Source organism: Janthinobacterium sp. GW823-FHT01H08 (assembly GCF_058797855.1).
This window is the reverse complement of record NZ_CM179504.1, coordinates 1,770,455-1,788,003: the sequence shown is the minus strand read 5'-3', so window position 1 is coordinate 1,788,003 and position 17,549 is coordinate 1,770,455. Positions and strand designations below refer to the sequence as shown.

The window sequence follows — 17,549 nt, the reverse complement described above, 5'->3', positions numbered from 1 at the left end:
ACTATCATCGATAGCATCAGTCATTCCACTCCGGAGCCCCCATGCAAGAGCACACCTTCCCCACCTACTTCCTGTCGCACGGCGGTGGCCCGTGGCCCTTCATGAAGGAGCAGTTCGGCGGCCGCTACGACGTGCTGGAAGCATCGCTGCAGGACATCCCGCGCCAGATCGGCGCGCGCCCGAAAGCCGTGCTGGTGGTGACGGCGCACTGGGAAGGGCCGCAGTTTCTCGTCTCGGCCAGCCCGCAGCCGGGCATGATCTACGATTATTCGGGTTTTCCGCCGCACACCTATCAAATCCAGTACCCGGCGCCTGGCGCGCCGGAGCTGGCGGCGCAGGTAAAACAGTTGCTGGACGCGGCCGGCCATCCGGCGCGCCTGGACCACGAGCGCGGTTTCGACCACGGCACCTTCAGCGCCCTGTTTCCCATCTACCCGCAGGCGGACGTACCGCTGGTGCAGCTGTCGCTCAAGCACGGCTACGACCCGCTCACGCACGTCGAGGTGGGCCGCGCGCTGGCCGGCCTGCGCCGGCAGGGCGTACTGATACTGGGCAGTGGCCTCAGTTATCACAACCTGCGCCAGTTCGGCCAGGCGGGCGCCGTCGCCTCGCACCAGTTCGACGCCTGGCTGCGCCAGACGATGGCCTTGCCGCCGGCACAACGGCTGGAACAGTTGCTGGCCTGGGACCGGGCGCCCGGCGCGCGCCAGGCCCATCCGCAGGAAGACCATCTGCTGCCGCTGATGGTGGCGCTCGGCGCGGCCGAGCAGGAAGCGGCGCACGTCGTCTACCACGAAGAGGATTTCTTTGGGGCGCTGGCGGTGACCAGTTTCAGGTTCGGATAATCCGCCAGCACAGAAAAAAAGCGCCGCGACAGCAATGTCGCGGCGCTTTTTGTAAGAGCTGGGTTCAGACAGAGACACCGGAAGCCGGGGTCAGACGGGGACGCCGAGTCCCGCAACACCGCCAACGGCAGGTTCGACGCCTACGTCACCGGGGGTCTGACCCCAGAATTTAAAAAAGCCGCTAGCTAGCGGCTTTTGTTTCATTACGTGCCGCGCTTGCCCCGCGCCGCATTTTTCGCCTTTTCAGCGGCAATTTCCGCCGCCTTCGCCGCTTTTTCCGCCATCTCGGCCGCATGCTGGGCCATCAGGGCCGCGCGCGTGTCCGGCGTTTCCAGCGAGATGCGGCCCAGGATGCCGCTGCGGTAGTCGAGCAGCAGGGTATGCGACGCTTTCTCGAAATCGTAGTCGCCGCCCTTGATGCGGAAGCCGCGCTTGGCGGCGATGCCTTCGACCACGCCGATGGCGTCGACTTCGCCGATCTTGGTGCCGTAGCGGGTTGCCAGCAAGTCCGGGTAGCGCTTGAGCAATTCCTCGGCCAGGAACACGGCCACTTCCTCTTCGATCAGCGCGTTCGAGCCGATGGCGTGGCTGGCCGCCAGCATCAGGCCGTCGCTGGGGATGGCGATCTTCGGCCACAGCATGCCTGGCGTGTCGACGAGAATGGTGTTCTTGTCCAGGTACAGCTTTTGCTGCATTTTCGTCACGGCCGGCTCGTCGCCCACCTTGGCCACGCGCTTTTTCAGCAGCGCGTTCATCAGCGTCGACTTGCCCACGTTGGGAATACCCATGATCATGATGCGCAGCGGCTTGGTCGGCACGCCGCGGTGCGGCGCCAGCGACTTGGCCAGGTCAGGAATGCGCGCCACATCGCCCGGCTTCTTGGTCGTCATCGCATACGCGGTCACGCCTTCCTGGGCATTGAAGTACGCGACCCAGGCGCTAGTTGCGGCAGGATCGGCCAGGTCTGTCTTGTTGAGGATTTTCAGGCAAGGGCGCTGGCGGAACAGGCGCAGCTCGTCCACCATGGGATTGCAGCTGGCTGCCGGCAGGCGCGCGTCCACCACTTCAATCACCAGATCGGTGTTTTCCATGGTTTCGGCCGCTTTCTTGCGGGCCGCGTTCATGTGTCCTGGGTACCATTGTATCGCCATGCTCTTGCTTTCAAAATCGTTCGGTCAATCCGCTATTTTACGTGGTTGCCGCCGCGACGTCCCATTTTCCGCCGCCAGCGCCAGCCGTGCGACGCGAACGAGACAATTGGTGATAATTTGGCAGTTACACGAATGATAAGATCCGCAGTCCGTCCAGCCTGGCCGGTTTCCACATTGCAAGTACAACCTGGCACGCATTCCATGCATCTTCCCCGTTTTTTCCTCCTCGTCCCCCTTTGCGCCTGTCTGCTGCCCGCCATGGCCCAGGAACAAGCGGCGGCGCCAGGCGACGCAGCGAACCAGGAAATACAACAGATTGTCGACGTGCAAGGCACGCGCGATCCCGACCTGCGCCCCTACCGCACCATGCTCAAGGGACTCGACGCGTACGCCGACCACCAGCGCCTGGCGCCAGGCGCGCCGCTGCGCTTCATGCTGATCCCCGCCACGCCGAAGGCCAGGCTCGAAGGCGTGACCCTGCACCTGTCGGCCGACAATCTGTCCATCCCCGTGCCGCTGGCAGCGGACGGCGGTTTCACCTTGACGCGCGACAAGACCGCCTACGATGCAAATGCCGACCTGGTCAGCAACAAGAAACGCGACACCGTGCGCTGGCGCGCCGACATTCACACGCCGGGCCTGCCCCAGAACGTGCGCCGCCTGGGCGACTTGCGCCTGGAATGCGAAATCCGCTGGGCCGTCGAGCAGGATGACCTGCCGTTTGTGCGGCGCAACCTGTTCCGTCTGGCGGGCGGGCCTTGCCACTCGTCGCTGATCCACGTGCCCTTTCCCGTATTCCGCAAGCTGCTTGCCGTGCAGGCGCGCTCGGGCGAGCGCACGCTGGACATCCGCATCACGGAAGACCGCCAGCGCTACGTGCCGCCGCTGCATGACGTGAGCTGGGACGACAATACCCTGCTGACCCTCACGTATGCCGATGACGGCAACATGGCGGAAGCCGCCCCGGCACCACCCAAGAAGGCGGCGCTGCGCCAGTGATACGCGCGCGGGAACCGGGTCAAATATTTCTACGCGGACTTTTATATTTACTGAAAGAAACAAAAAAGTATGCTCTAATATCGCCTCTTAAATGAAAAGCAATGTTTTCCGGACTGGCTGGCACAGGCGCACGGAGACAGGCGATGGGATAGCTCGATATGATGATGGAACACACTGGCATGGCGCCCAAGCGCGTGCCGCGCAATGACTGGAAGAAGGAATGCCGGCAGCTGCAGGGGCAAGTGGCGCAGCTCGAGGAGCGCTTGAAACGTCAGAGCGCCGACAGTTATGGCTTGCAAATGCTGTATGACCAACTGGTCAATGAAATCAAGCACCACCGCGACATGTTGCAGCTCGACAGTTTCGATGCGGATAAATCATCGCTCGTCTACACGCAAGCATGGCGCCGCTTCATGGCCGGCGACGCGCTCGACTATCAGACACACCGCCACACGCATTCCAGCCGCCGTCCCACCTTGCTGTAGTGCGCTGCGCCGTTACAGTTCCGCCAGCGCCTTCACGTGCGCCGCCACGCTGCGGCCCAGGGACGACAGGTTGTAGCCCCCTTCGAGACAGCTGACGATGCGGCCCTTGCCATACTGATGGGCCACGGCCATCATCTGCTGCGTCATCCATGTGTAGTCGGCCTCCACCAGGCCCATGCCGCCCACGTCGTCTTCGCGGTGGGCATCGAAACCGGCGGAAATGAAAATCATCTGCGGCTGTTGCCGGTGCAGCGCCGGCAGCCAGTGGTCGAGCACCAGCTGGCGCACGGCATCGCCCTTCGAGCGGGCCGGCACGGGCACGTTGACGCGCGTGTCGGTGTAGGATTCGACATCGCTGTACGGATAGAACGGGTGCTGGAAAAAACTCACCATCAGGATGCGCGGGTCGTGCGCCACGGACTCGGCCGTGCCATTGCCATGGTGCACGTCAAAGTCGACGATGGCAACGCGCTCGAGGCCACGCACGTCGAGCGCATGCTTGGCGGCGATGGCGACATTATTGAACAGGCAGAAACCCATCGGTTCGCTGGGCCGCGCATGGTGGCCGGGCGGGCGGATCGCGCAGAAGGCGTTGCTGATCTCGCCATCGATGACGGCATCCGTGGCTGCCACGGCCGAGCCGGCCGCAGCCAGTGCCGCCTCATAGCTGTGCGCGTTGAGCAGGGTGTCGCCGTCGAGCGGATAGTAGTCGCCTTCCTGCGGCACATTGTCGCGCACCAGGCCGATGGCCGTGGCACTGTGGTTGCGCTCGATATCGGACAATTGCGCGCGCACGCCGTCACGGTGCTCGACCAGGTCGCTGATGTGCGCGAGGATCAATTGATCGTTGATGGCCTGCAAGCGGGCCGGTGATTCTGGGTGCCAGTCGCCCATTTCATGGCGCTGGCAATCGGGATGGGTATAAATGGCTGTGCTCATGCGCTGTACTGGTTACCTCTGTCTCTGTCCATTCTCCGGGAACACTGCATGGCATTCCTGTTCGCCCTGCGCGTTCTCGCATAAAATCACTGGCTGGTCTGTGCCGCCGTCGCTGCCTCTCTAATCTACCACGTGCGCGCAACGGGCGGGCGGCACGACTTGACCTGGCCAAAGCGATTGTAAATTAAATAATCCGACTTACTGTGATAGAAATAGCATGTTTTCGAAAATACACCAGGCCGCACAGCAGATCGGCGAAGTTCTCGTCGGCAAACACTTGCAGATCCGCCAGGCCCTCGCCTGCGTGCTGGCCGGCGGCCACCTGCTGATCGAAGACGTGCCCGGCGTGGGCAAGACAACCCTGGCCCATGCGCTGGCCATCTCGCTGGGCCTGCAATGGAAGCGCCAGCAATTCACCAGCGACCTGCTGCCCGCCGATGTGGCCGGCATGAGCGTGTATGACCGGGGCAGCGGCAGCTTCCTCTTTCATCCCGGCCCCCTGTTCACGCAAGTGCTGCTGGCCGACGAGATCAACCGCGCCACGCCGAAGACGCAATCGGGCCTGCTCGAAGCGATGGAGGAGCGGCAAGTGACGCTCGACGGCGTCACGCATGCGCTGCCGCAGCCGTTTTTCGTCATCGCCACGCAGAACTGCGCGCACCAGCTGGGCACCTTCCCCCTGCCAGAATCGCAGCTCGACCGTTTTCTCATGTGCGTCACCCTGGGCTACCCCGATGCGGCCGCGGAAAGGGCGCTGCTGCTGGGCGCCGACCGCCGCGCCATGCTGCACACCTTGCCTGCCGTCATGAACGCGGAAGAATTGCTGCAGGCGCAAGCGGGCCTGCGCGCCATCCACGCCTCGGCCGCCGTCGTCGACTACGTGCTGGCCCTCGTGCATGCCACGCGCGCGCCGGGCGTGTTTGCCGATGGCCTGAGCCCGCGCGCCGCGCTGGCCCTGCTGCAGGCGGCGCGCGCCTGGGCCGCGCTGGCCGGACGCGACCACGTCACGCCCGACGATGTGCAAGCCGTGCTGCTGCCCGTCTGCGCCCACCGCCTGCATGCGGCGCAAGGCTCGCTGGATAGCCGCGCGCTGCTGCAGCACATGCTGTTGAGCATTCCCGTCTGAGCGGCATGCGCTGGCGCAATATCTCTTGGCTGCCGGCGCGTCCCTGGCTGGGCGCGCAGCGCGTGCACATCCGCCCTTCGCGCGCGGGTCTGGCGTTTGCCGCGCTGCTGCTGGCACTGTGGATCGCCGCCGTCAATTACCGCCTGGGCCTCGGTTATGCGCTCACGTATTTCGCCGCCGCCTGCGCCATCGCCGACATGCTGTTTGCCAGCCGCAACCTGGCGGGCCTGGCCTTGGCCGCCACGCCGGGCAGCCCCGTGTTCGCGGGCAGCCACGCCTCGTTCACCTTGCGCCTGATCAACCGCAGCGCGCGCCCGCGCCATGCGATCCACCTTGCCATCAGCGGTGTGGCGGCAGCACCCAGCCTGGCCGACATCGCCGCCCACGGGGAAACGGCCGTCAGCATCGTCGTAACGGCGCGGCAACGCGGCTGGCTCGATGCGCCCTCCGTGCGCCTGTCCGGCAGTTTTCCGCTGGGCCTGTTTGTGGCATGGTGCCACTGGCAGCCCGAGGCGCGCGTGCTCGTGTATCCGCAGCCAGAACAGGGTGCGCCGCCGCTGCCCTTGCCTGCCTTCACGGTGCGGCCGGCAAAGCAGGCACGGCAGCCAGACTCGCCCGATGGCCCCCTGGAACTGGCCGGCGTGCGCGCCTACCGGCCAGGCGATCCCTTGCACCGCCTGGCCTGGCGCCAGATCGCCCGCCACGACGGCGAGCACGTATTCAGCAAGCAATTCCAGCCTGCCGCCGGCGCGCCGGCAGGCGCATCCCATGGCAGCATCGTGTTCGAGCACGCCTCGCTGCACGCGCTGGCGCCGGAAGCGCGCCTGTCGCGCCTGGCCGCCTGGGTGCTGCAGGCGGAACGCACGGGCTTGCCATATGGCTTGCGCCTGGGCGCGCTGACCTTGGCGCCGGCCCTGGGCGCCAGCCACCGCGACGCCTGCCTGCGCGCGCTGGCCCTGCACGACTTACCTCCCAGCAAGGAGTCAACATGATCCGCTGGTTCAACAGCTTGCCGCGCGAGAAAGCCGACATTGTGCTGCTGTTGCTGGCGGCCGCCATGGTGCTGGCGCCGCACGCGCTGCACCTGCCCCCATGGCTGTCGATGGCAAGCGCCGCCCTGCTGCTGTGGCGCGCCGTCATTACCGTGCGGGGCAGGCGCCAGCCGCAGCTAACCCTGCTTGCGCCGCTGGCCCTGCTCGGCATTGCCGGCGTCTACGCCAGCTATGGCACCGTGCTGGGACGCGATCCCGGCGTGGCCATGCTGGCCTTGCTGCTGGCCTTGAAATCGCTGGAAATGCATGGCCGGCGCGACATCTTCGTCTTCGTCTTCCTCAGTTTTTTCCTTTTGCTGGCGAACTTTTTCCATACGCAAGGCATCCTCAGCGCTGCCTGGATGCTGGCCACCGTCATCGTCCTGCTGGCCGCCCTGCTGTCGGCCCAGTACGGCACCGTGCAGCCCCGCCTGGCGCAACGGTTAAATTTGCTGGGGCGCATGCTGGCACTGGCCGTCCCCCTGTCAGCCGTCATGTTTCTTGCCGTGCCGCGCGTCGACGGCCCCCTGTGGGGCGCCGCACCAGAAGACGCGCAGGCACGCACGGGCTTGTCCGACAGCATGCAGCCGGGCGCCATCGCCTCGCTGGCCCTGTCAAGCGACCCTGTCTTTACGGCCCGTTTCAGCACGCCGATCCCGCCGCAAGACCAGCTGTATTGGCGCGCCGTGGTGCTGGGCGACTTCGACGGCGCCACCTGGACGCGCAGGGGGGCAAAGGGGCGCGCGCCTGCCAGCGACAGCCGCATCGACATCGCGCTGCAAGGCCAGCCCAGCCAATACGAAGTCACCTTGCAGGCGAGCGGCCAGCGGCGCATCTTCGCGCTTGACGTGCCGCGCAGCATCGAACGCTTGCCCGGTAACCCGTATGTCGTGTCGTCGGCGCTGGAAGTGCTGACCATACAGCCCATTACTTCGACCGTGCGTTACCGCGCCAGTTCCCAAGCGCGCTACCGGCTGCAGGCCGGCTTGTCGGCCGCGCAGCAACAGCCATGGCTGGCCTTGCCCGCAGGCAGCAATCCGCGCAGCGTGGCCTGGGCCCGTGCCCTGCGCGGCAGCGGCGCGCATGCGCTGGCGCCCGCCGACGCCGTCGCCGCCGTGCTCGAGCACTTCCGCCGCGCGCCCTTCCGCTACACCCTGCAGCCGCCGCTGCTGGGCAAGCATGGCGTCGACGACTTCCTGTTTCGCACGCAGGCGGGCTTTTGCGAACATTACGCGGGCAGCTTTGTCGTGCTGATGCGCGCCATGGGCATTCCCGCGCGCGTCGTCACCGGTTACCAGGGCGGCGCACGCAACAGTGACGGCGCCAGCCTGACGGTGCGCCAGTCCGACGCCCACGCCTGGAGCGAAGTGTGGCTGGCGGGCCGGGGCTGGGTGCGCATCGATCCCACGGGCGCCGTCGCGCCCCTGCGCACGGAGCGCAACCTTGACGCCGCCCTGCCGCCGCCCCCGTCGCCGCTGACGGCGTGGCGCGCCCTGGCCGGCCTCGACGGCGGCGCGCACGGGGCGCTTGCCGCCTGGCGCCAGCAATGGCAGCAGGCCGAGCACGCCTGGAGCAGCTGGGTACTCGACACCACGCCGCAGCGCCAGCGCGCCATGCTCGATCACTTGAAAAACTTGCCAGCGAAGCAGCTGGCAGTCGCTTGCGCCGTGCTGGCCGTGCTGTCCGCCGTGGCCGGTGGTCTGGTCTGGTGGCGGCAGGCGCGGCAAGGCGATCCGCTCGACGCCCTGTACGCACAATTTTGCCGCCAGCAGGCGCGGCGCGGCTACAGCCGTGCGCCGCATGAAGGTCCGCACGGTTATGCTGCACGGTTGGCCGCAGGCAAGGCCACACAAGAGGCGCACGCCGCCACCGCACAGTTTCTGGCAATCTATGCCGCGATGAAGTATGGTAATGCCCACCCAGACGAACAACTCCGCGCGCGGCGCAGCTTGCGCCGCCTGTTAACCCAATGCCGATGAGACGCTCCTTGTTACCGATCAAAACCTCCGCCCTGTCCCTGCTCCTCTCCCTTCCCCTGTGCCTGACGACCGCGCACGCTGGCGAAAACAGCCATATTTCCGCTGCCGACCGCGCCCGCGCCGTGCGCGCGGCCAAGGCCCCGCCCGCCAAGGCGACAGCCAAGAAAGCACCGGCAAAATTCGACTTCGAAGGCGAGTTTGTCGACTATGCCAACTGGAAAGAAGTACGCGCCTTCCTCGACGACATGTCCGCCAAGCATGGCTTTGACCGCGCCGGACTCGATACCCTGATCGGCAAGGTGCGCTATGTCGAATCGACCGTGCAGCTGATGAAGCCGGCGCCGCCCGGCAAGCCGAAGAACTGGCAAGCGTACAGCGCCCGCTTCATCGAGCCGGTGCGCATCAATGCGGGCGTGAAATTCTGGGAAGAGAATGCGGAAGCGCTGGCGCGCGCCGAGCGCGAATATGGCGTGCCGGCCGAGATCATCGTCGGCATCATCGGCGTGGAAACCGTGTACGGACGCAATACGGGCCGTTTCCGCGTGCTCGACGCGCTGACGACCCTGGCGTTTTCCTATCCGGACAGCCCGACCCGCGCCGCGCGCATGGAATTTTTCAAGGGAGAACTGGAAAACGCGCTGTTGTACGCGCGCAAGGATGGCATCGATCCCTTGACCCTGCTCGGCTCGTATGCGGGCGCCATCGGCCTGCCTCAATTCATGCCCAGCAGCATCATGAAATATGCGGTGGACTTCGATGGCGATGGCCATATCGACCTGCGTAATTCCACGGCCGACGCCATCGGCAGCGTCGCGCATTTCCTCGTCGAACATGGCTGGCGGCGCGACGACCCGGCCATCAGTACGTATCCCGTCACCGTGTCGGCCAGCCGCACGTGGGAAAAGTTCGTCGGCCAGGGCTTGCAAGCCAAATACCGGCTGGGAGAATTGCAGGAAGCCGGCGTGAGTACCGTCGTGGCCACGCCCCAGAACATGTTGTTTGGCTTGATCGATTTACAAAATGGTTCAGAAGCAACTGAGTATCACTTGGCAACCAATAACTTCTTTGCTATAACTCAGTACAACAGAAGTTATTTTTATGCCATGTCAGTGATTGACCTGGGCAAGGCCATCAGTCAAGTGCGCGCACGCTAACCGAAAGTCAGTGTAAAGTTATAATATTACTTGTAAGAAAGCGTAAGCGATGTTGAAGCGACCGGCAAACAGGTCTATGGTGGGGCCGATAACATGTGCCAGCCTCGCTCGCCAGCCTTTGTGCGGCACGGGATGCAGTAGTGGTTTTATACTTAACTTTTGTCAAAGTACAATTTTTGCTCTATCATAGAGCATAATAAAGAATAAATAGGTGTTGCAGCTAGACAACACCGGTTCTGTACAAAGCAAGATTAGCGGGCTTTCCCGCCTGAAATTGAATCCTGTTGTACAATTGTGTATATATCATGAAAAACTGTATCCCGGATCGTACCGTGTGTGAATTCGTTCCTTTTAGTAAAGAATGAACATGAACGCAGCAAGAGCGAGCTCCGAGTGTTTTTTACTTTGCAGTGCAACTACAGAAGGAACAATAACATCATGACAAACCAAGTCGGCATTGATATGAACAGCGATTCGGACTCCGACGATCTGCTTCAGTACAACCCAAACAGACTGCTCGATACCCTGATCGAAAACCTGCGCCTGAAAAACGACGCAGCCTTGTCCCGCGCGCTGGAAGTGGCGCCACCGGTCATCAGTAAAATTCGCCACCACCGCCTGCCGGTCGGCGCATCGCTGCTGATCCGCATGCACGAAGTCAGCGACCTGAGCATCCGCGACCTGCGTTACCTGATGGGTGACCGTCGTAACAAATTCCGCATCAGCGACAAGCAATTCAAGCCAAAAGAAGGCGAAACGCCACAAGGCTGATCCTGCCAGTTCGCAGGTTTTCCCTCCCCGCCATGGGGAGGGGGTATTTCCAGCAGTTCTCAGGCCGTTCTGGCCGACCTCACTTCACATCCTTCCCCGTTACGCAGGGAAAACACCTGTGGACAGATATCTGTCGCCACGGTCGCAGACGACGAACACGATGGTCGCGTTTTCCACCGTTTGCGAGATGCGCAGCGCGATTTCGCACGCACCGGCTGCCGAGATGCCGCAAAACAAGCCCTCTTCCGCCGCCAGGCTGCGCGCCATGCGCTCGGCCACGCCCTGGCTCACGTACTCCACCTGGTCCACGCGCGACTTGTCGTAGATTTTCGGCAAGTACGCTTCCGGCCATTTGCGGATGCCGGGAATCTGCGAGCCTTCCTCGGGCTGGGCGCCGATGATCTGGATGGCGGGATTTTGCTCCTTCAAATAGCGCGACACGCCCATGATGGTGCCCGTCGTGCCCATGGCGCTGACGAAGTGCGTGACCTGGCCATTGGTATCGCGCCAGATTTCCGGCCCCGTGCTTTCATAGTGGGCGCGCGAATTGTCTTCGTTGGCGAACTGGTCGAGGATGACGCCGCGGCCATCCTTCTGCATCTGCTCGGCCAGGTCGCGCGCATACTCCATGCCGCCCGTCTTCGGCGTCAATAAAATGTCGGCGCCGTAGGCGGCCATGCTCTGGCGGCGCTCCACGCTCAGGTTGTCGGGCATCAGCAACAGCATCTTGTAACCGCGCAAAGCGGCGGCCATGGCCAGCGCGATGCCCGTATTGCCGCTGGTCGCCTCGATCAGAGTATCGCCCGGCTTGATGACGCCGCGCTCTTCAGCGCGCTTGAGCATGGACATGGCCGCGCGGTCCTTCACGGAGCCGGCCGGATTGTTGCCTTCCAGCTTGCCCAGGATGACGTTGTTGCGCGCAAGCGCATCGGCACCCGGCAAGCGCGTCAGTTGCACCAGCGGGGTATTGCCTATCGTATCTTCAAGTGTCTTGTAAGCCATCGTGTCTGTTTGAGTAGATTCAACAAAGACCCATTCTAATATGAGATGCTGGACGGCGTATCGCTGATCGGCGGCCGCTTCCGGGCCCGCGTATGCATGCGGCTGCGCCGCGACGCGCCGCATGGCGCCTGCCGCCCCGCCATTTCCGGGCGTGCGCAAGGGGTATTGCGGCAGGCGCGCGCCGCATGCGCTAGACTCGTCACTGTTAGTTATTTTTGTTATTTGCTTATTCAGCCTCCGAACGGACCCGCCATGGCCAGCAGCACACCCGAATTCATTCCCGAAACGACGCAGGACGATCCCGTCCAGTTCGCCACGCTCGACTTGCAGGGCCGCAGCCACCAGATCTCGCCCGTCTTCAATGCGCTCGAACTGCAGCGCTTGCAGCGCTACGGCACGCGGCGGCGCTTTGCCGACGGCGAAACGCTGTTCGAAGCGGGCAGCAGCAGCTTCGGCATGCTGGTGATACTGTCCGGGCGGGTCAGCATCACGCGCCACGAAGTGCTGGGGCAGGCGTCCGTGCTGCGCGAAGTGGGCGTCGGCCACTTCATTGCCGAGGTGGCGCAATTGTCCGGCCGCCCTACCCTCGTCAATGGCAGCGCCGTGGGCGAGGTGGAATTGCTCGACATCAGTTCGGAATCCTTGCGCGCGCTGATCGTGGCCGAGGCGGAGATGGGCGAACGCATCGTGCGCGCCCTGATCCTGCGCCGCGTGGCGCTGATCGAATCGAATTCGGGCGGCCCCGTGCTGGTGGGCCCGCGCGGCAATGGCAATCTGTTCCACCTGCAAAGCTTTTTATCGAGCAATGGCCATCCGCACACGGTGCTCGATCCGGCCACCGATACGTCCGCCGCCGCGCTGGCCGGGCGCTACCAGCCCACGCCGCAGGATTGGCCGCTGGTGGTCTGTCCAGACGGCAAGATCATGAAAAATCCCGGCAATGCGGAACTGGGACGCTGCCTGGGCATGCTGCCCGATTTGTCCGGCGACAAGATCTTCGACGTGCTGGTGGTGGGCGCCGGTCCCGCCGGCCTGGCCACGGCCGTGTATGCGGCCTCGGAAGGGCTATCGGTGCTGGCGCTCGAGCAGCGCGCGTACGGCGGCCAGGCGGGCGCCAGCGCGCGCATCGAAAATTATTTGGGCTTTCCCACCGGAATTTCTGGCCGCGCACTGGCAGGACGCGCCTACGTGCAGGCGCAAAAGTTCGGCGTCGAGATCGCCACCCCGGCCAGCGCCGCCAACTTGCTGTGCGACAGCTGGCCGCTGCGCGTCAAGCTGTGCGACGGCACGCAGGTGCGCGCCCGCACGGTGGTGCTGTCGTGCGGCGCGCGCTACCGCCGCCCCTCGCTGGCCAACCTGAAAACGTATGAGGGACGGGGCGTGTATTACTGGGCCTCGCCCATCGAAGCCAAGCTGTGCCGGCAGGAAGAAATCATCCTGGTGGGCGGCGGCAACTCGGCCGGCCAGGCCGCCGTGTTTCTCTCAAGCCACGCCGCAAAGGTCCACATGGTGATCCGCGGCGAGGGACTGGCGGCCAGCATGTCGAGCTATTTGATCGAGCGCATCGCCGCCACGCCCAATATCACCTTGCACACGCACACGGAAATCATCGCCCTCGAAGGCGACGACGACGGCTTGACGGAGGTGCGCTGGCGCAACAACCAGACGGGCAAGGAGTGCGATTGCGCCGTGCGCCGCGTATTCCTGTTTGTCGGCGCCGATCCGAACACGGACTGGCTGCACGACTGCGCCGTGGCCGTCGACGAGCAGGGTTTTATCCGCACGGGCTTCGACGTCACGCGCGCCGAATGCCGCGCCCATGGCCACGGCGCGCATTTAGCCTACCCGCCTCCGGACTTGCCGGAACGGGCCGCGCTGGAAACGAGCGTGCCGGGCGTGTTCGCCATCGGCGACGTGCGGGCCGGTTCCACCAAGCGCGTGGCTGCCGCCGTGGGCGAAGGCGCGGCCGTCGTTTCCCAGATCCACGGTTTCCTTGCCCGCTTGCCTGTCAACAGCGCCTAGCGCAAGGGCATGGGATACGTGGCCACGCTGACATTGCCGTCGCGGTCGATGGCCTGGACGCCAAAGAAATAGCTGTCTTTCGATAGCTTGACCTTGGCCTCGGTGACATTGCCCACATCCTGCGCGCCCTGCCACTGGTCGGCCGTCGTGGCGCGCCAGACGATGCGGTAACCGGCCAGGTCCGGTTCCGTGTTCGGCTGCCAGACCAGTGCAGTGGCGTTTTCCAGCTGGGCCGTGCGCACCTGCACGCCGGCGGGCGCGGCCGGCGCCAGGGCCAGCGAAGCGAGCGCCGCCGCATTTACGCGCGCCACTTTCGCCACGTAGTCATAGTCGACGAATTGCGGCAAGTCGCCGTACTGCACGCCATTTTCCACGCGCACATCCTGATGCTGATGCGCAAAATCCTCGTGCGGTTCCGTGAAACGCAGCGCCGCGTAGCCTTGTGCCAGAAACGGCATATGGTCGCCGCCGCGCAGGTAACGGTCGGCGCGCTGGATGACGTTGACCTTGAAACCGGGAACGTAGCGCTCGCCCACCTGTTTTACATGGCGCGCCAGCTGGCGCGAGAGCGAATCGTTTTCGCCGCCCGTCGCCACGAGGCCGCGCACACCGTCGCTCATCTCCTTGACGGCCGGGATACCCTCGGCAAACAGGCGCACCTGGCCGCCATCGACGGTGCCGCCTTCCGCGCGCGAACTGCCGATGATGTCGTTATTGAGCATGCCGGCGATGTTGAGTTTATTCAACTTTGCCTGCTGCGCCCAATGGCCGGAACCCAACAAACCCTGTTCCTCGGCCGCCACGGCCATGAAGACGAGCGTGGCGTCGAACTGGTAGCGCGCCATCGCGCAAGCCATTTCAATGACGGCCGCCGTGCCCGAGGCGTCATCGTTGGCGCCGGGCGCGTCGCCCTGCGCATCCATCACGTCGGTGGCGCGCGAGTCATAATGGCCGCTGACGACATAGATGCGCCCGGCCGACTGCGGCTGGCTGCCCGGCAAGGTCGCCACCACGTTGACGATTTCCGTCGGCCGCGCAATGCGTTTCGACACGGGCGCCACATGGCTGTCGAACGCCACCTGCAGTCGTCCGCCCGCCTGCGCGCCGCAGCGCTCCAGCTCGGCCTTGATCCAGCGCCGGGCCGCGCCGATGCCGCGCGTGTCGGACACGGTATCGGACATGGTGTGGCGCGTCCCGAAACTGACCAGCTTGCGCACATGCGCCTCGATGCGCTGCGGCGAGATGTCGGCCACCACCTGCCGTATCTGCTGCTGCGCCGGGTCGGCGCCCGGCGCCGCCGCCACACTCGCCGACAGCATGGCTGCCGTCATTGCCGTCATTGCCGTCACAATCCCTGCCATGCCGCCGTCTCCCGATGATTGATTGAGCTGCCCATTCTCGCATTTTTGACGGTAGGCAAGGATGTTCCAGGATGAAAATCGTGCATTGCAGGAACTGCTACAATCGGCCACTTCCCGTCCCGTTCACGAAAGACACCCGCATGCGCCAGTCACACCTCCTTCCCGCACGCCGCAGCATGCGCGCGGTCCGCTGACGGTGCGCCGCGTGCTCGTCAAACTGCTGCTGTGCGCAGCCATCTTTGCCGCACTCAGCATCGCCGCCCTGTACAGTTACGGGCGCTTCGCCGAACGTTCGCTGGGCGCGCCTGGAACGGCCTTGCCCGTGGCGACGGATGCCACCCTGCTCGACCGCGTGCTGGCGCCGCAGCTGGCGCAACGCCCGGGCCACAGCGGCACGGCCCTGATCGACGACAACCTGGAAGCGTTTGCCCTGCGCGCCCTGAGCGCGCGCGAAGCGGGCCGCAGCATCGACCTGCAATACTACATCTGGCATAACGACGTCACGGGACGCCTGCTGGTGCGCGAACTGCTGCGCGCGGCTGACCGCGGCGTGCGCGTGCGCGTGCTGCTCGACGACATCAACGCGCGGGGCCAGGACGCCGCCATCCTCGCGCTCGACAGCCATCCGCTGATCGACGTGCGCATCTTCAATCCAAGCCGCAACCGCGACGGCATCTGGTGGCGCGCCGTGGAAATGGCCTTGCGCGCCGTCAGCCTGAACCGGCGCATGCACAACAAGGCCTGGATCGTCGACGGCAGGGTGGCCCTCGTCGGCGGGCGCAATATCGGCGATGAATATTTTGATGCCGCCGAGCAAGTCAATTTCCAGGATGCCGACTTGCTGCTGGTGGGACCCGCCGTGCAGCAGACGAGCGACATCTTCGACCGCTTCTGGAACAGCCGCGCCGTCCTCCCCATACGCGCCTTGCACGCCGGCAAGGACGCGGGCGCGCCGGAACTGCAGGCTGTGCGTGCGCGCCTCGATACGCTCACGGGCGAAGTGGGCGCTTCCCCCTACCTCCAGCAGCTGACCGATGCGGGCCAGCTGCAGGCCCACCTTGATGGCCGGCTGCGCCTGCACTGGAGCGGGCAAGTGCAGGTGCTGTCGGACCCGCCGGAAAAAGCCGCGCCCGTGGCCAGTTTGCAGCGCAGCGAGCACTGGCTCATGCACAGCCTGCTGCCGCTGCTGACGGACGCGCGCGAGGAAGCGCTGCTGACCTCGCCCTACTTCGTGCCCGGCGCGGCGCTGAGCACGATGCTGGCCGACAAGGTCGCGGCCGGCGTCCAGGTCCAGGTGCTGACCAACTCGCTGGCCGCCACCGACGTGGCCCTCGTGCATGCGGGCTATGCGCGCTACCGCCAGGCGCTGTTGGGCGGCGGTGTCGCCCTGTTTGAATTGAAGACCCAGCACCGCAAGCGCATCAGCCTGATGGGGTCGAGCCGCGCCAGCCTGCATACCAAGGCCGTGGTGGTCGATGGCCAGCGGGGCTTCGTCGGTTCCTTCAACCTCGATCCCCGCTCGGCCCAGCTGAATACGGAAATGGGCGTGCTGTTCGACGATGCCGCGCTGGCGGCCGACATGCGCGCGCTGTTCCTGCATTCGACGGCGAGCGACACCAGCTATCGATTGTTCCTCGACAACGGCGCCCTGCGCTGGTCCGACGCCACCGAGCAGCCCGCCAAAGTGTGGACGCACGATCCGGAGTCAGGCTTCTGGCGCCGCCTGCTGGTGTCCGTGATGCGCTGGCTGCCGATCGAATCGCAGCTGTAGGTGCATAAAAAAAACCCCGCGCGGCCGGTACCACGCGGGGTTTTCTTCTCGTGCTGCGCGGCACCACCACGCAACACGCTTTACGACAAAACGCTTATTTTTTCTCGGCTTCCGCTTTCTTCGCCTCGGCGGCAGCCAGTTTCGCTTCTTTCTTCGCGGCTGCGGCAGCAGCCTTCGCTTCTTTCTTGGCAGCGGCAGCTTCCTTCTTCGCTTCGGCAGCCGTTTTCACGGGAGCGGCATCGGCCGCTGCAGCGGCAGGCGCGGCGGCAGCTTCTTTCTTGGCGGCAGCGGCGGCAGCCTTGGCTTCTTTCTTCGCGGCAGCAGCTTCTTTTTTCGCTTCAGCGGCTGTCTTGGCTGGCGCCGCAGCGGTGTCGGTCGCAGCAGCTGGCTTCGGTGCGGCTTCTTTCGCTGCAACTTCCTTCACAGCAGCTTCCTTTTTTACCGGGGCAGCTTTCGCCGCCGGAGCGGGTGCCGCCGGCGCGCCGGACTTGGCCTGGCCATTCACTTGCAAGCCCGCTTCCGACAACTTCACGGAACTTTTCGGACCGATGCCCTTCACGCGGCTTTCAAAATCGGCCCAATCCTTGAAGGCGCCGCCCTTGGCACGCTCGTCGATGATGGCTTTCGACGTGACGGGGCCGATGCCCTTGACGCTGTCGAGTGCCGCCTGGTCCGCCTTGTTGACATCGACCTGGGCAAAGGCAAAGCCCATCGTCGCGATCAAGGTGGCGATGGCCAGCAGTATTTTTTTGAACATGGGTATCTCTCCGTGGTGTGGTTTCAAGATGACTCGAACGCAAGGGAAGAGCAGCGCCTTAACGGCTTTAACGGCTGGGACGTGATACGGTTGACAAGACGGGACGGCGGAAGGATGGGAAAACCTGCGCCAGATCAAACGCTCCGGCGCAGGTGG

Annotated in this window: 15 protein-coding genes; 10 read left to right on the top strand and 5 right to left on the bottom strand. The window is 64.6% G+C overall.

Annotation, left to right across the window (positions count from 1 at the left end; all coding sequences use genetic code 11):
* The first annotated feature begins 41 nt into the window (after positions 1-41).
* Complete coding sequence (locus tag AC3RCG_RS07970) at positions 42-845, top strand: DODA-type extradiol aromatic ring-opening family dioxygenase (protein WP_492403685.1); 804 nt, start codon at positions 42-44, stop codon at positions 843-845.
* A gap of 203 nt (positions 846-1,048) precedes the next feature.
* On the opposite strand, the gene ylqF is transcribed toward AC3RCG_RS07970, so the two are convergent.
* Positions 1,049-1,996, bottom strand: a complete 948-nt coding sequence (gene ylqF / locus AC3RCG_RS07965; RefSeq protein WP_492403687.1) for a ribosome biogenesis GTPase YlqF — start codon at positions 1,994-1,996, stop codon at positions 1,049-1,051.
* A 201-nt stretch (positions 1,997-2,197) separates the two neighbouring features.
* Between ylqF and AC3RCG_RS07960 the strand changes: the two genes are divergently transcribed.
* Entirely contained in the window at positions 2,198-2,995 is a 798-nt protein-coding gene (locus tag AC3RCG_RS07960; protein WP_492403689.1) for a hypothetical protein, read from the top strand.
* 158 nt (positions 2,996-3,153) lie between these two features.
* Positions 3,154-3,480 carry a hypothetical protein gene (locus tag AC3RCG_RS07955; protein WP_070219412.1) on the top strand — a complete coding sequence of 109 codons (327 nt, stop codon included), beginning with the start codon at positions 3,154-3,156 and terminating at the stop codon, positions 3,478-3,480.
* Between the two features lie 12 nt (positions 3,481-3,492).
* Here AC3RCG_RS07955 and AC3RCG_RS07950 read toward each other — a convergent pair whose 3' ends face one another.
* The gene (locus tag AC3RCG_RS07950) at positions 3,493-4,419 is read right to left on the bottom strand and encodes a histone deacetylase family protein (protein ID WP_070219411.1); all 927 of its coding nucleotides are present in this window, start codon (positions 4,417-4,419) and stop codon (positions 3,493-3,495) included.
* A gap of 217 nt (positions 4,420-4,636) precedes the next feature.
* On the opposite strand from AC3RCG_RS07950, the gene AC3RCG_RS07945 reads away from it, so the two are divergent.
* The 5 genes from AC3RCG_RS07945 (at position 4,637) to AC3RCG_RS07925 (ending at position 10,480) form a co-directional block, all read left to right on the top strand.
* Positions 4,637-5,545 (top strand): AAA family ATPase, encoded by a 909-nt coding sequence (locus AC3RCG_RS07945; protein ID WP_070219410.1) that lies wholly within the window; start codon positions 4,637-4,639, stop codon positions 5,543-5,545.
* Positions 5,546-5,550: 5 nt separating this feature from the next.
* Positions 5,551-6,537 carry a DUF58 domain-containing protein gene (locus AC3RCG_RS07940; protein WP_492403693.1) on the top strand — a complete coding sequence of 329 codons (987 nt, stop codon included), beginning with the start codon at positions 5,551-5,553 and terminating at the stop codon, positions 6,535-6,537.
* Positions 6,534-8,555 carry a transglutaminase TgpA family protein gene (locus AC3RCG_RS07935; protein WP_409026998.1) on the top strand — a complete coding sequence of 674 codons (2,022 nt, stop codon included), beginning with the start codon at positions 6,534-6,536 and terminating at the stop codon, positions 8,553-8,555. The genes AC3RCG_RS07940 and AC3RCG_RS07935 overlap by 4 nt, the downstream gene beginning before the upstream one ends.
* Positions 8,546-9,709, top strand: coding sequence for a lytic murein transglycosylase B (gene mltB, locus AC3RCG_RS07930; protein ID WP_070219407.1), 1,164 nt, complete (start codon positions 8,546-8,548; stop codon positions 9,707-9,709). Before AC3RCG_RS07935 ends, mltB begins: the two co-directional genes overlap by 10 nt.
* A 438-nt stretch (positions 9,710-10,147) precedes the next feature.
* Positions 10,148-10,480 (top strand): hypothetical protein, encoded by a 333-nt coding sequence (locus AC3RCG_RS07925; protein ID WP_034751784.1) that lies wholly within the window; start codon positions 10,148-10,150, stop codon positions 10,478-10,480.
* 99 nt (positions 10,481-10,579) lie between these two features.
* Here AC3RCG_RS07925 and cysM read toward each other — a convergent pair whose 3' ends face one another.
* Positions 10,580-11,482 carry a cysteine synthase CysM gene (gene cysM, locus AC3RCG_RS07920; protein WP_035825682.1) on the bottom strand — a complete coding sequence of 301 codons (903 nt, stop codon included), beginning with the start codon at positions 11,480-11,482 and terminating at the stop codon, positions 10,580-10,582.
* A gap of 252 nt (positions 11,483-11,734) precedes the next feature.
* Between cysM and AC3RCG_RS07915 the strand changes: the two genes are divergently transcribed.
* Positions 11,735-13,504: an FAD-dependent oxidoreductase gene (locus tag AC3RCG_RS07915; protein WP_121668734.1), complete on the top strand. Its 1,770-nt coding sequence runs from the start codon at positions 11,735-11,737 to the stop codon at positions 13,502-13,504.
* On the opposite strand, the gene AC3RCG_RS07910 is transcribed toward AC3RCG_RS07915, so the two are convergent.
* The gene (locus AC3RCG_RS07910; RefSeq protein WP_492403697.1) at positions 13,501-14,865 is read right to left on the bottom strand and encodes a M20/M25/M40 family metallo-hydrolase; all 1,365 of its coding nucleotides are present in this window, start codon (positions 14,863-14,865) and stop codon (positions 13,501-13,503) included. The two genes, AC3RCG_RS07915 and AC3RCG_RS07910, sit on opposite strands and share 4 nt — an antisense overlap.
* A 205-nt stretch (positions 14,866-15,070) precedes the next feature.
* Between AC3RCG_RS07910 and AC3RCG_RS07905 the strand changes: the two genes are divergently transcribed.
* Positions 15,071-16,636, top strand: a complete 1,566-nt coding sequence (locus tag AC3RCG_RS07905) for a phospholipase D family protein (protein ID WP_492403698.1) — start codon at positions 15,071-15,073, stop codon at positions 16,634-16,636.
* 94 nt (positions 16,637-16,730) lie between these two features.
* Here the strand turns inward: AC3RCG_RS07905 and AC3RCG_RS07900 are convergent, their stop codons facing one another.
* Positions 16,731-17,393: a ComEA family DNA-binding protein gene (locus AC3RCG_RS07900; protein ID WP_070313774.1), complete on the bottom strand. Its 663-nt coding sequence runs from the start codon at positions 17,391-17,393 to the stop codon at positions 16,731-16,733.
* Between the last annotated feature and the right edge of the window lie 156 nt (positions 17,394-17,549).

What these genes read in the sequence shown, in the direction of transcription:
- AC3RCG_RS07970 (WP_492403685.1), top strand. Translation starts at nt 42, where the DNA reads ATGCAAGAGCACACCTTCCCCACCTACTTCCTGTCGCACGGCGGTGGC.
- ylqF (WP_492403687.1), bottom strand. Translation starts at nt 1,996, where the DNA reads ATGGCGATACAATGGTACCCAGGACACATGAACGCGGCCCGCAAGAAA.
- AC3RCG_RS07960 (WP_492403689.1), top strand. Translation starts at nt 2,198, where the DNA reads ATGCATCTTCCCCGTTTTTTCCTCCTCGTCCCCCTTTGCGCCTGTCTG.
- AC3RCG_RS07955 (WP_070219412.1), top strand. Translation starts at nt 3,154, where the DNA reads ATGATGATGGAACACACTGGCATGGCGCCCAAGCGCGTGCCGCGCAAT.
- AC3RCG_RS07950 (WP_070219411.1), bottom strand. Translation starts at nt 4,419, where the DNA reads ATGAGCACAGCCATTTATACCCATCCCGATTGCCAGCGCCATGAAATG.
- AC3RCG_RS07945 (WP_070219410.1), top strand. Translation starts at nt 4,637, where the DNA reads ATGTTTTCGAAAATACACCAGGCCGCACAGCAGATCGGCGAAGTTCTC.
- AC3RCG_RS07940 (WP_492403693.1), top strand. Translation starts at nt 5,551, where the DNA reads ATGCGCTGGCGCAATATCTCTTGGCTGCCGGCGCGTCCCTGGCTGGGC.
- AC3RCG_RS07935 (WP_409026998.1), top strand. Translation starts at nt 6,534, where the DNA reads ATGATCCGCTGGTTCAACAGCTTGCCGCGCGAGAAAGCCGACATTGTG.
- mltB (WP_070219407.1), top strand. Translation starts at nt 8,546, where the DNA reads ATGCCGATGAGACGCTCCTTGTTACCGATCAAAACCTCCGCCCTGTCC.
- AC3RCG_RS07925 (WP_034751784.1), top strand. Translation starts at nt 10,148, where the DNA reads ATGACAAACCAAGTCGGCATTGATATGAACAGCGATTCGGACTCCGAC.
- cysM (WP_035825682.1), bottom strand. Translation starts at nt 11,482, where the DNA reads ATGGCTTACAAGACACTTGAAGATACGATAGGCAATACCCCGCTGGTG.
- AC3RCG_RS07915 (WP_121668734.1), top strand. Translation starts at nt 11,735, where the DNA reads ATGGCCAGCAGCACACCCGAATTCATTCCCGAAACGACGCAGGACGAT.
- AC3RCG_RS07910 (WP_492403697.1), bottom strand. Translation starts at nt 14,865, where the DNA reads ATGGCAGGGATTGTGACGGCAATGACGGCAATGACGGCAGCCATGCTG.
- AC3RCG_RS07900 (WP_070313774.1), bottom strand. Translation starts at nt 17,393, where the DNA reads ATGTTCAAAAAAATACTGCTGGCCATCGCCACCTTGATCGCGACGATG.